The sequence below is a fragment of the Thiohalomonas denitrificans genome, assembly GCF_016841685.1.
GTDB lineage: Bacteria > Pseudomonadota > Gammaproteobacteria > Thiohalomonadales > Thiohalomonadaceae > Thiohalomonas > Thiohalomonas denitrificans_A.
This window is the reverse complement of the sequence record NZ_JAENYR010000025.1, coordinates 12,493-25,428: the sequence shown is the minus strand read 5'-3', so window position 1 is coordinate 25,428 and position 12,936 is coordinate 12,493. Positions and strand designations below refer to the sequence as shown.

Genomic DNA, 12,936 nt, shown 5'->3' with positions numbered 1-12,936 from the left:
TATTCTTGTTCAGTTATCTGCAAAGTCACGAAGCCTTCTTGATCACCGCTTCGGCAATGGACGCCGGTGCTTCAGCGTAGTCGGCAAACTCCATGGAGTAAGCCGCACGACCCTGAGTGGCTGACCGAAGGTCTGTGGCATAGCCGAACATTTCGGCTAGCGGCACCTCGGCGCGGATGATCTTGCCGGTAACGGTTTCATCCATGCCTTTAACGATACCGCGGCGGCGGTTCAGGTCGCCCATGACATCGCCCATGTACTCTTCGGGGGTGACCACTTCCACATTCATCATCGGTTCGAGCAGGTAAGCCTGGGCCTTTTTGGCAGCAGCCTTCAGCGCCATCGAACCGGCAATCTTGAACGCAGTCTCGTTCGAGTCGACATCATGGTAAGAACCGTCATACAGCGCGACCTTGAGGTCGACCAGCGGATAACCGGCGAGAACGCCGTTCTCCATCTGCTCCCGAACGCCTTTATCAACGGCCGGAATGTATTCCCGCGGTACCGCGCCGCCGACGATCTCGTTGGAGAACTCGTAACCCGCGCCGCGTTCCTGGGGCTGAATCCGCAGCCATACGTGACCGTACTGACCGCGACCGCCGGACTGGCGCACAAATTTGCCTTCCACTTCAACCTGGTTGCGCAGGGCTTCACGATAGGCGACCTGCGGCGCACCCACGTTGGCCTCGACCTTGAACTCCCGCTTCATACGATCGACGATAATGTCGAGATGCAGCTCGCCCATGCCGGAGATAATGGTCTGCCCGGACTCTTCGTCGGTACGAACCCGGAAAGAGGGGTCTTCCTGGGCCAGCTTGCCCAGAGCAACGCCCATCTTCTCCTGGTCGACCTTGGTCTTCGGCTCGATGGCCACCGCGATCACCGGCTCCGGGAATTCCATGCGTTCCAGCACGATCACTTTGTCTTTGTCGCACAACGTGTCGCCAGTGGTGACATCCTTCAGCCCCACCGCTGCCGCGATATCACCAGCGCGGACTTCCTTGATCTCTTCACGCGTATTGGAGTGCATCTGCAGCAAGCGCCCAATCCGCTCTTTCTTGCCACGCACCGAGTTGATCACCGTGTCCCCGGAATTCAGAACACCGGAGTACACACGGAAGAACGTCAGTGTGCCGACAAATGGATCGGTCGCAATCTTGAACGCCAATGCCGCAAACGGCTCGTCGTCCGAGGCATGGCGCTCGGCAACGGTGCCAGTGGCGTCGTCGAGTTCGCCCTGAATCGAAGGAACGTCGACCGGAGACGGCATAAACTCGATAATCGCGTCCAGCATCGCCTGCACGCCCTTGTTCTTGAAGGCCGTTCCACAGAAGACCGGGACAATCTCATTGGCCAGCGTACGCTTGCGCAGGCCCTTTTTGATTTCGTCGTTGGAGAGCTCTCCGCCCTCCAGGTACTTCTCCATCAACTCTTCGTCGGCTTCGGCAGCGGCCTCGACCATCTGCTCGCGCAGCTCTTCGGCTTTATCGGTGAGCTCGGCCGGGATATCGGTCTCTTCATAGGTGGCACCCATGTCGGACTCGTTCCAGTAAATGGCCTTCATCCGAATCAGGTCGACGATACCCTTGAACTCGTCCTCGGCACCGATGTTGAGCTGCAGCGGAACAGCGTTGGCACCCAGACGGGTCTTCAGCTGCTCGACGACACGCAGGAAGTCGGCACCGGCGCGGTCCATTTTATTGACGAACGCCATGCGCGGCACTTCATATTTGTTGGCCTGACGCCAGACTGTCTCCGACTGTGGCTCAACTCCGCCAACCGCGCAGAACACAGCGCAGGCACCGTCCAGCACACGCAGCGAACGCTCGACTTCGATGGTGAAATCGACGTGTCCCGGGGTATCAATAATATTGACACGATGCTCCGGGTACTGTTGGTCCATACCGCTCCAGAAGCAGGTGGTTGCAGCGGAAGTAATGGTGATCCCGCGCTCCTGTTCCTGCTCCATCCAATCCATGACCGCCGCACCGTCATGCACCTCACCAATCTTGTGGGAGATACCGGTGTAAAAAAGAATACGCTCGGTCGTGGTGGTTTTACCGGCATCGATGTGCGCCATGATGCCGACATTGCGGTAGCGCTCGATGGGTGTCTTGCGTGCCATAATAAAGAGAACCTTTGAACGTTTTTACCAGCGGTAGTGGGCGAAAGCCTTGTTGGCTTCGGCCATGCGATGCGTGTCTTCACGCTTCTTCACGGCCGTACCCCGCTGTTCGGCGGCTTCAAGAATTTCGTTTGCCAGGCGGATGTCCATGGACTTCTCGCCACGTTTGCGGGCCGAGCTCACCAGCCAGCGCATGGCCAGCGCGACGCCACGATCGCCCCGCACTTCGATTGGCACCTGATAGGTTGCACCACCGACACGACGGGACTTCACCTCGACCATCGGGCGAATATTGGCTAACGCTTTCTCGAAGATCTCGACCGGCTCGCCACTTTTGTTCTTCGCCGCCACCTGATCCAGGGCGCCATACACGATGCGTTCAGCAACGGACTTCTTGCCGCTGAGCATCACGATGTTCATGAATTTCGAGAGCGTGACATTACCGAACTTCGGGTCCGGGAGGATTTCACGCTTCGCTGCAACTCGTCTTCTGGCCATCGCTTTGTAACCTTATTAGTTCCTGATGCGTCCCGATACGTATCGATTAGGACTTCGGCCGCTTGGCGCCGTATTTCGAACGGCCCTGGCGGCGGTCATTGACGCCGGCGGTATCCAGCGAGCCGCGTACGGTGTGATAACGAACACCCGGAAGGTCCTTAACACGTCCGCCGCGAATCAGCACCACCGAGTGCTCCTGCAGGTTGTGCCCCTCACCGCCAATGTACGAGCTTACCTCGAAACCATTGGTCAACCGGACACGGGCCACCTTACGCAGTGCCGAGTTCGGCTTTTTCGGCGTAGTGGTATAAACCCGAGTGCAAACGCCGCGTTTCTGAGGACACGCTTCCAGCGCAGGCACATTGCTCTTGGCCTGCTTTCGCTTCCGCGGCTTACGGACCAGCTGGTTGATCGTTGCCATATTCCTAAATGCTCCACCACAAATATAAACGACAGGCCGGTTGGCCCGGCCTGTCAGAAAAGAAGCGGAATTCTATGAGGGCAGGCCTGGCATGTCAAGCCCAGCCTGCCCTTTACCCATAAGTTGCTTCACAGAGCCCGCGGATGGGCAGGACGAACCTGCCCACCTCCGGAGAACTACTCCTGCTCGGGCTGTTCCCCGACCGCCTCGAAGGCTTCCGGGGCAATCTCTTCCTTAAACACCTCTCGTTTCCGGCGCCGTTCCGTATGGTAGGCAAGACCGGTGCCAGCCGGGATAAGCCGACCGACGATAACGTTCTCCTTGAGACCGCGCAGGTCGTCCCGCTTGCCCGTAACCGCCGCGTCGGTCAAGACACGGGTGGTCTCCTGGAAAGAGGCCGCCGAGATGAAGGACTCGGTCGCCAGCGAGGCCTTGGTGATGCCGAGCAGCAGCCTTTCGTAGGTGCAGGGCATCTTGTCCTCACGTTCCAGCTTTTCGTTCTCTTCCAGAACGCGGGCATATTCCGCCTGTTCGCCGTGCAGGAAGCGACTGTCGCCGCCCGCCTTGATCTCGACCTTGCGCAGCATCTGGCGAATGATCACCTCGATGTGCTTGTCGTTGATCTTTACACCCTGCAGACGATAGACGTCCTGCACCTCATTGACGATGTACTTGGAGAGCTCCTCGACCCCCAGCAGGCGAAGGATATCGTGGGGGTTCGGCTCGCCTTCGACGATCACCTCGCCCCTCTCCACATGCTCACCCTCGAACACCGTCACATGGCGCCACTTGGGAATGAGTTCCTCATGGGAATCACCCTCTGGCGGCGTCAATACCAGGCGCTGTTTGCCTTTGGTCTCCTTGCCGAAGCTGACCGTGCCGGAAATCTCCGCCAGGATGGACGACTCTTTCGGCTTGCGGGCCTCGAACAGGTCGGCCACCCGGGGCAGACCGCCGGTGATATCACGGGTCTTGGAGGACTCCTGCGGAATACGCGCCAGGACGTCACCAACGCTCACCTGACCCCCATCTTCGATGTTGACCACCGCGCCGGCCGGCAGGAAGTAATTGGCCGGGATATCGGTGCCGGGGAAGTTCAGGTCGTTGCCACTGTCATCCACCAGTTTGATCATCGGACGGCGGTCCTTGCCGGAACTGCTACGCGACTTCGGATCCATCACCACCAAGGAGGAGAGCCCGGTGACTTCGTCTGTCTGACGGTGGACCGTCACGCCCTCTTCGAAATCGACCAGTTTCACGAAACCGGCAATCTCGGTGATGACCGGATGGGTGTGCGGATCCCAGTTCGCCAGGACGTCACCCGATTTGACGGCGGCTCCATCATAAACGTTGAGCTTGGCACCATAGGGCACCTTATAGCGTTCACGTTCGCGGCCCGTCTCGTCGATTACCGTGATCTCGCCGGAGCGGGATACGGCAACCCGGTGGCCTTCCGCATGCTCCACCATCTTGATGTTGTGGAGTCGAACGGTGCCGTTGCTTTTGATCTGGATATTGTTGACCGAGGCGGCACGGGAGGCGGCACCACCGATATGGAACGTCCGCATCGTGAGCTGGGTACCCGGCTCGCCGATCGACTGAGCGGCGATGACGCCAACCGATTCACCCACGTTCACCTTGTGACCGCGGGCCAGATCCCGACCATAGCAGGTGGCACAGGCGCCATAGCGCGTCTCACAAGTGATCGGAGAACGCACTTTCAAATGGTCGATGGACATCGACTCCAGCTGTTCCACCAGGGCCTCGTCAAGCAGGGTTCCCGAGGGGATGGCCACCTGATCCCGGGAACCGGGTTCCATCACATCCTCGGCGGTCATACGACCCAGCACCCGCTCGCTCAGCGGTTCGACGACGTCGCCACCCTCGATGAGGGAGTGCATAACCACGCCATTGGAGGTCCCGCAATCATCCTGGGTAACCACCAGGTCCTGTGAAACATCCACCAGACGGCGCGTCAGGTAACCGGAGTTGGCGGTCTTCAGCGCCGTATCCGCCAGACCTTTACGAGCGCCGTGAGTGGAGATGAAGTACTGAAGTACCGATAGCCCTTCGCGGAAGTTCGCGGTAATTGGCGTCTCGATGATCGAACCGTCCGGCTTGGCCATCAGGCCGCGCATACCCGCCAGTTGACGAATCTGGGCCGCGGAGCCACGTGCGCCGGAATCGGCCATCATGAAGATGGAGTTGAACGAGTCCTGCTTGACGGTATTGCCGTCTCTGTCGACGACCTCATCCTTGCCCAGTTTGTCCATCATCGCCTTGGCGATCTGATCATTGGTGTGCGACCAGATATCGACCACTTTGTTATAGCGCTCGCCGTTGGTCACCAGGCCGGAGATGTACTGGTTCTCGATCTCCTTCACCTCGCTCTCCGCACGGACCAGGATATCGGCCTTCTCGTCCGGAATGACCATATCATTGGAGCCGAAGGATACGCCCGCAACCGTCGCCATCCGGAAGCCGGTATACATCAACCGATCGGCGAACACGACCGTGTCCTTGAGCCCGAGCTGGCGATAGCAGACGTTGATGAGCCCGGAAATGGCTTTTTTGGCCATCGGCTTGTCGACGTGTTCAAACACCATGCCGTCAGGAACGATATCAAACAGCAGAGCGCGGCCCGTCGTGGTCTCCTTGATCGATACCTTCTCCTCGAATCCGCCCTCTTCTTTCAGCAGCTGCTCCCGGATGCGCACCCGGATACGGGCATGCAACGAAACCGCTCCGCTGTCGTAGGCGCGGCGCAACTCCTTGAGGTCGGCGAAGGCCATGCCCTCGCCCTTGGCATTGATGGATTCCCGGGTCATGTAATAGAGACCCAGTACCACGTCCTGCGACGGCACGATGATCGGTTCGCCGCTGGCCGGCGAAAGGATGTTGTTGGTAGACATCATCAGTGCGCGCGTCTCGAGCTGCGCTTCCAGCGACAGCGGGACGTGAACGGCCATCTGATCGCCATCGAAATCGGCATTGAAGGCGGCACAGACCAGCGGGTGCAGCTGGATGGCCTTGCCTTCGATCAGTACCGGTTCGAAACCCTGAATACCCAGGCGATGCAGGGTCGGGGCGCGGTTCAGTAGTACCGGATGTTCGCGGATCACCTCTTCGAGGATGTCCCAGACTTCCGCGCCTTCCCGCTCAACCAGCTTTTTGGCGGCCTTGATGGTAGTCGCCAGACCGCGATGCTCCAGCTTCGAGAAGATGAAGGGCTTGAACAGCTCCAGTGCCATCTTCTTGGGCAGGCCACACTGATGCAGCTTGAGCGTCGGGCCGACCACGATGACCGAACGGCCGGAGTAGTCAACACGCTTGCCGAGCAGGTTCTGACGGAAGCGCCCCTGCTTGCCCTTGATCATATCGGCCATGGACTTCAATGGGCGCCGGTTGGAACCGGTGATGGCGCGGCCACGACGGCCGTTATCCATCAGGGCATCGACCGACTCCTGCAGCATGCGTTTCTCATTGCGGACGATGATATCGGGCGCATTCAGATCCAGCAGACGCTTGAGGCGGTTATTGCGGTTGATCACACGACGGTAGAGATCGTTGAGGTCGGAGGTGGCGAATCGGCCCCCTTCCAACGGCACCAACGGCCGCAGCTCGGGCGGCAGCACGGGCAGCACCGTCAGGACCATCCACTCCGGTTTATTCCCGGAATCGATGAATGCCTCGATCAGCTTCAGTCGCTTGGTGAACTTCTTGAGTTTGGTCTCGGAATTGGTCTGCGGAATCTCTTCGCGCAACCGGTTGACCTCGGCCTCCAAGTCCATGGACTTGAGCATTTCCAGGACCGCTTCGGCGCCCATGCGGGCGTCGAATTCGTCACCATATTCCTCGATGGCGTCGAGGTAGGTTTCATCGGAAAGCAGTTGCCCCCGCTCGAGCTGGGTCATGCCCGGGTCCACCACCACGAAGGCCTCGAAATAGAGGACCCGCTCAATGTCCCGCAGCGTCATGTCAAGCAGCAGCCCCATGCGCGAGGGCAGGGACTTCAGGAACCAGATGTGCGCGGTCGGGCTGGCCAGCTCGATATGACCCATGCGCTCGCGACGCACCTTGGCCAACGTCACCTCGACGCCGCACTTCTCGCAGATGACCCCGCGATGCTTGAGCCGCTTGTACTTGCCGCACAGGCACTCGTAGTCTTTTACCGGTCCGAAAATCTTTGCGCAGAACAGGCCATCCCGCTCCGGCTTGAAGGTCCGGTAATTAATGGTCTCGGGCTTTTTGACTTCGCCGAAGGACCAGGAGCGGATCTTGTCGGGCGACGCCAAGCCGATACGGATGGCGTCGAAATCCTCGATGGGACCCTGCTGCTTGAGAAGCTTGAGTAGATCTTTCACCGTGTTCGTCTCCTCGGTTGTAGGAGCGCCGTCTCGGCGCGACCCCGTGATTCCAATGGCGGGGGCGAATCGCCCCGCCCGTCTTCGCGGCGGGGACGCCGCTCCTACTCGTGCTCCAGCTCGATGTCGATACCCAGCGCGCGGATCTCTTTGAGCAGCACGTTGAACGACTCCGGCATACCGGCCTCCATGCGATGGTCGCCGTCGACAATGTTCTTGTACATCTTGGTCCGACCATTCACGTCGTCCGACTTGACGGTCAGCATCTCCTGCAGGGTGTAGGCGGCGCCGTACGCTTCCAGCGCCCAGACCTCCATCTCCCCGAAGCGCTGGCCACCAAACTGGGCCTTACCACCCAACGGCTGCTGTGTCACCAGACTGTACGGTCCGGTGGAACGGGCGTGCATCTTGTCGTCAATCAGGTGGTTGAGCTTGAGCATGTACATGTAGCCCACCGTCACCTGGCGGTCGAACGAGTCGCCGGTACGGCCGTCATAAAGTGTGGTCTGGCCGCTTTCGGGAAGATCGGCGAGGCGAAGCATCTGTTTAATCTCGTCCTCGTTGACCCCGTCAAAGACCGGCGTGGCCATAGGGACGCCGCCGCGCAGATGCTTGGCGAGTTCCAGGATCTCGTCATCACTGAGGGAGTCCAGGTCCTCTTTCTTGCCCGACTGGTTATAAATCTCGTGCAGGAACTTGCGCACTTCGTCGATTTTGGCCTTCGCCTGCACCATTTTGTTGAGCTTGCGGCCCAGCCCTTTGGCCGCCCAGCCCAAATGGGTTTCCAATACCTGCCCGACATTCATTCGGGACGGCACACCGAGCGGATTAAGTGCGATATCCACCGGGGTACCATCATCCATGTAGGGCATGTCCTCGACCGGGACGATCATGGAGATAACACCCTTGTTTCCGTGGCGGCCGGCCATCTTGTCACCCGGCTGAATGCGGCGTTTCACGGCCAGGTAGACCTTGACCGTTTTCAACACACCGGGGGCCAGATCGTCGCCCTGAGTCAGCTTTCTGCGTTTCTCCTCGTAGAGATCATCGAAATGTGCCTTCATCTGTTTGAGGCTTTCGCCGACCGCTTCGAGCTGACTGTTGACGTCGTCATCTTTCAGACGGATTTCGAACCATTTGTCACGCGCCAGACCCTGCAGGTAGACCTTGCTGATCTTGTCGCCCGACTTGAGATTGTCCGGACCGCCGGCCGCTTCCTGGCCCACCAGCATCTTTTCGACACGGGCGAACGCATCGTCTGCCATGATGCGCTGCTGATCCCGCAGGTCCTTCCGGACCTGGTCCAGCTCCGACTCCTCGATCGCCTTGGCGCGCGAATCCTTCTCCAGTCCGTCACGGGTAAAGACCTGTACGCCGATAACCGTACCGTTCATGCCCGACGGTACCCGCTGAGAAGTATCCTTTACGTCCGAGGCCTTCTCACCAAAGATGGCACGCAGCAGCTTCTCTTCCGGCGTGAGCTGGGTTTCACCCTTCGGTGTCACCTTACCCACCAGGATGTCACCCGACTGGACCTCGGCGCCGATATGAACAATCCCCGCCTCGTCGAGCTTGGCGAGGGCCGCCTCGCCTACGTTGGGGATATCGGCCGAAACCTCTTCGGGCCCCAGCTTGGTGTCGCGGGCCACACAGGTAATCTCCTGGATATGGATCGTGGTGTAGCGATCCTCCTCGACAACACGCTCGGAGATAAGAATGGAATCCTCGAAGTTGTAACCGTTCCAGGGCATGAACGCGACCAGCATGTTCTGACCCAGTGCCAGTTCACCCATGTCTGTCGCCGAGCCGTCGGCGAGCACGTCTCCCCGGGCAATCACGTTGCCGGGGCCAACCAGCGGACGCTGATTGATGCAGGTATTCTGGTTCGAACGGGTGTACTTGATGAGGTTGTAGATATCGACGCCGGATTCACCCGCTTCGGTCTCGTCATCATTCACCCGCACCACGATTCGACCGGAATCCACCGAATCCACCGTACCCCCACGCCGGGCGGTAACCGTAACGCCGGAGTCGATCGCCACTGTGCGTTCGATGCCGGTGCCGACCAGCGGTTTGTCGGGACGCAGGGTAGGAACGGCCTGGCGCTGCATGTTGGAACCCATGAGCGCGCGGTTGGCATCGTCGTGTTCCAGGAAAGGCACCAGCGAGGCCGCTACCGAAACGATCTGTTTGGGCGATACGTCGATGAACTGGATGTTCTCCTTCGGCGATAACGTGAACTCATTCATGTGCCGGGAAGAGACCAGGTCGTCCAGAAGATTGCTGTCGGCATCGGTGCGGGCGTTGGCCTGCGCAATGACGTATTCGCCCTCGTCGATGGCCGACAGGTAGACGATCTCGTCGGTCACCTTGCCATCGACCACCTTCCGGTAAGGCGTCTCCAGGAACCCGTAGGGATTGGCCCGCGCGTACACCGCCAGCGAGTTGATGAGACCGATATTCGGTCCCTCCGGAGTCTCGATCGGGCAGACGCGGCCATAGTGCGTCGGGTGCACATCACGCACCTCGAACCCGGCCCGCTCACGCGTCAGGCCGCCTGGCCCCAGTGCGGAGATCCGCCGCTTGTGGGTGACCTCCGACAAGGGATTGTTCTGGTCCATGAACTGGGACAGCTGCGACGAGCCGAAGAACTCCTTGACGGCCGCGGAGACCGGCTTGGCGTTGATCAATTCCTGCGGCATCAGGTTTTCCGACTCGGCGAGCGACAGGCGCTCCTTGACGGCGCGTTCCACACGCACAAGACCGATACGGAACTGGTTTTCCGCCATCTCGCCCACCGAGCGGACGCGGCGATTGCCGAGATGGTCGATATCGTCCACCTGACCGTTGCCGTTGCGAATATCGACCAGCGTCTTCAGAACCTCGAGGATGTCCGACTGTTCGCCGAACTGCTTGACCCGCTCATGGGCCACTGTGTCCTTCTTGTCACGTCCACTGAAATACTTGCTGTCATAGAGCACGCCCGGTCCTTCGACCTCCTTGCGACCCACGCGGCGATTGAACTTCATGCGGCCGACATGGGAGAGGTCGTAACGGTCCCCGGTAAAGAACAGGTTGTGGAACAGATTCTCCGCCGCATCCTTGGTCGGCGGCTCACCCGGACGCATCATGCGATAGATCTCGACCAATGCTTCCAGAGCAGTGGTGGTCGGATCGATACGCAGGGTCTCCGCGATATACGGACCCCGGTCCAGGTCGTTAGTGAATATCGTGTCGAATTTCTTGACACCGGCATCGATGAGTTTATCGACCAGCTCCGGAGTAAGCTCGTCATTGGCCTGAGCCAGTAACTCACCGCTCTCCTTGTCGACGATATCCTGCGCCAGGGTTTTGCCATGAACGTAATCGACCGACACATCGAGACTCGCGAGACCGGCTTTCTGCATCTCACGGATATGGCGCGCCGTAATCCGGCGATCCCGCTCGACGAGCACTTTGCCGTCAATCTTGATATCCACGGTTGCCGTTTCGCCGCGCAGTCGCTCCGGGACGAGCTTAATCTTCACACCATTCTTGGTGAAGGTGTAGGTATCACGTTCAAAGAAAACATCCAGGATCTCCTCGGCGCTGTAACCGAGACCGCGCAGCAGGATCGTGGCGGGCAATTTCCGACGACGATCGATACGCACATAGACCAGATCCTTGGGATCGAATTCGAAATCCAGCCAGGAACCCCGGTACGGGATAACCCGGGCGGAGAACAGCAGCTTTCCGGACGAGTGAGTCTTGCCCTTGTCATGCTCGAAGAATACACCCGGTGAGCGATGCAGCTGAGAGACAATGACCCGCTCGGTACCATTGATCACAAAGGTACCGTTTTCGGTCATCAGGGGCAGCTCGCCCATGTAGACTTCCTGCTCCCGGATATCCTTGACGGATTTGGTGGAGGAATCCTTATCGTAAAGGACCAAACGCAGTTTGACACGCAGCGGAGCGGCGTATGTGAGCCCGCGCATCTGGCACTCCTTGACGTCAAACGCCGGGGTGCCGAGCCGGTAGCTCACATATTCCAGTGCGGCATTCCCCGAATAACTGACGATTGGGAATACCGATTTGAAGGCTGCGTGAAGACCCTGCTCATTACGCTCGCCACTGGCTACGTCCGCTTGCAGGAAGTTGCGATACGAGTCCAGCTGGATCGAGAGCATGTAGGGGACTTCAAGGACGCTGCGGCGCTTGCTGAAATCCTTGCGGATACGTTTCTTCTCAGTGAACGAGTAAGCCATCAGAGTTCCTCAGCTTGTTCAAGACTATCCCACAACTTCTGCCGGCGGCCATCCAGAAATTGGCACTCTTCCAGCGGAAAAAGGCCGGTGGCGCACGGTCCACCAGCCATAAATTCAGGTACCCGCCATCCGTGGCGGTTCCGCCTGGCCGAATCCGGGCCGGCGGTCAGGCTCTGCCTGACATATTGAGGCATCAAGCGACTACTTAAGTTCAACCGAAGCGCCGGCTTCCTCGAGCTGCTTCTTGATATCTTCGGCTTCGCCTTTTTCGGCACCTTCTTTAACCGTCGCCGGAACACCTTCAACCATTTCCTTGGCCTCTTTGAGACCCAGGCCGGTGATGGCGCGAACGGCTTTAATGACGGAAACCTTGTTTTCGCCAAAGCTGCTCATGACCACATCGAACGCAATCTGCTCTTCAGCGGCAGCTTCTCCACCAGCGGCAGCCGGTGCAGCCGCGACGGCCGCGGCGGCGGAAACACCGAACTTCTCTTCCATCGCCTCGATCAGTTCCACGACCTCCATCACGGTCATGTTGGAGATGGTTTCCAGGATATCCTCTTTAGAAACGGCCATGCTATTTGCTCCTAATAAAAACGTTTGACACCAAAATCACCCAAAATGCGTCTTGCGAACCCTACGCTGCCTGTTTTTCGTCGCGGATCGCCGCGACTGTACGAACCAGCTTTCCAGGCACCTCGTTGAGGGTACGGACGAACTTCTCGCTCGGGGCCTTCATCACCGACATGAGCATGCTGATCGCCTGCTCCTTGTTCGGCAGTGTCGCGAGCCGATCGAGTTCCGCTGCAGAGTAAAGTTGACCGCCTACGGCGACCAGCTTTGTCAGCAGCTTCTCGTTCTCCTTCGCAAACTCCTTGATAACCCTTGCCGCGGCACCGGGGTCCTCCATAGAGAACGCCAGCAACAGCGGTCCGACCAGTCCGTCTTTCAGACACTCGAATTCGGTGCCGTCGACGGCCCGACGGGCCAGGTTATTTTTGACCACCCGCAGATAGACGTTTTCGTCACGTGCCTTGGCACGCAGTTCGGTCATCTGCCCGGCGGACAAGCCGGAGTACTCCGCACCGATCGCGGAGTGCGCATTCGCAGCAATTTCGGCGACTTCTGCAACGATGGACTTCTTCTGTTCCAAATTGAGAGCCACGCGAAATCACCTCATCTGCTGAGCACGGTCACCGCTTGGTGCGGCTTCCGTGCTTGCTTGCTTAGCGGAACCATTTGGTTCCGCCCCTAACGGTGGCCCTCGGGATACCCAAGGGA

At 59.1% G+C, this 12,936-nt stretch carries 7 protein-coding genes; all 7 read right to left on the bottom strand.

The annotated features are described in order from the left end of the window. Positions 1–25 precede the first annotated feature (25 nt). The gene (gene fusA / locus Q7L05_RS07430) at positions 26–2,125 is read right to left on the bottom strand and encodes an elongation factor G (protein WP_303904195.1); all 2,100 of its coding nucleotides are present in this window, start codon (positions 2,123–2,125) and stop codon (positions 26–28) included. A 24-nt stretch (positions 2,126–2,149) separates the two neighbouring features. Then, positions 2,150–2,623, bottom strand: coding sequence for a 30S ribosomal protein S7 (rpsG, locus tag Q7L05_RS07425; RefSeq protein ID WP_303904192.1), 474 nt, complete (start codon positions 2,621–2,623; stop codon positions 2,150–2,152). A gap of 46 nt (positions 2,624–2,669) precedes the next feature. Next, complete coding sequence (gene rpsL, locus Q7L05_RS07420; protein ID WP_092999336.1) at positions 2,670–3,044, bottom strand: 30S ribosomal protein S12; 375 nt, start codon at positions 3,042–3,044, stop codon at positions 2,670–2,672. Positions 3,045–3,220: 176 nt separating this feature from the next. Then, positions 3,221–7,408 carry a DNA-directed RNA polymerase subunit beta' gene (rpoC, locus tag Q7L05_RS07415; RefSeq protein WP_303904186.1) on the bottom strand — a complete coding sequence of 1,396 codons (4,188 nt, stop codon included), beginning with the start codon at positions 7,406–7,408 and terminating at the stop codon, positions 3,221–3,223. Between the two features lie 104 nt (positions 7,409–7,512). Further along, positions 7,513–11,655, bottom strand: coding sequence for a DNA-directed RNA polymerase subunit beta (gene rpoB, locus Q7L05_RS07410; protein WP_303904183.1), 4,143 nt, complete (start codon positions 11,653–11,655; stop codon positions 7,513–7,515). A 201-nt stretch (positions 11,656–11,856) separates the two neighbouring features. Then, on the bottom strand, positions 11,857–12,231 hold the full coding sequence (gene rplL, locus Q7L05_RS07405; protein ID WP_303904180.1) for a 50S ribosomal protein L7/L12: 375 nt from the start codon (positions 12,229–12,231) through the stop codon (positions 11,857–11,859). Between the two features lie 61 nt (positions 12,232–12,292). After that, a complete protein-coding gene (rplJ, locus tag Q7L05_RS07400) occupies positions 12,293–12,820 on the bottom strand; it encodes a 50S ribosomal protein L10 (protein ID WP_303904177.1) in 528 nt (175 codons plus the stop codon). Positions 12,821–12,936 lie beyond the last annotated feature (116 nt).

Bases quoted from the DNA above. Each gene is read 5' to 3' on its own strand.
- rpsG (WP_303904192.1), bottom strand. From the start codon at position 2,623: ATGGCCAGAAGACGAGTTGCAGCGAAGCGTGAAATCCTCCCGGACCCG.
- rpsL (WP_092999336.1), bottom strand. From the start codon at position 3,044: ATGGCAACGATCAACCAGCTGGTCCGTAAGCCGCGGAAGCGAAAGCAG.
- rplL (WP_303904180.1), bottom strand. From the start codon at position 12,231: ATGGCCGTTTCTAAAGAGGATATCCTGGAAACCATCTCCAACATGACC.
- rpoB (WP_303904183.1), bottom strand. From the start codon at position 11,655: ATGGCTTACTCGTTCACTGAGAAGAAACGTATCCGCAAGGATTTCAGC.
- fusA (WP_303904195.1), bottom strand. From the start codon at position 2,125: ATGGCACGCAAGACACCCATCGAGCGCTACCGCAATGTCGGCATCATG.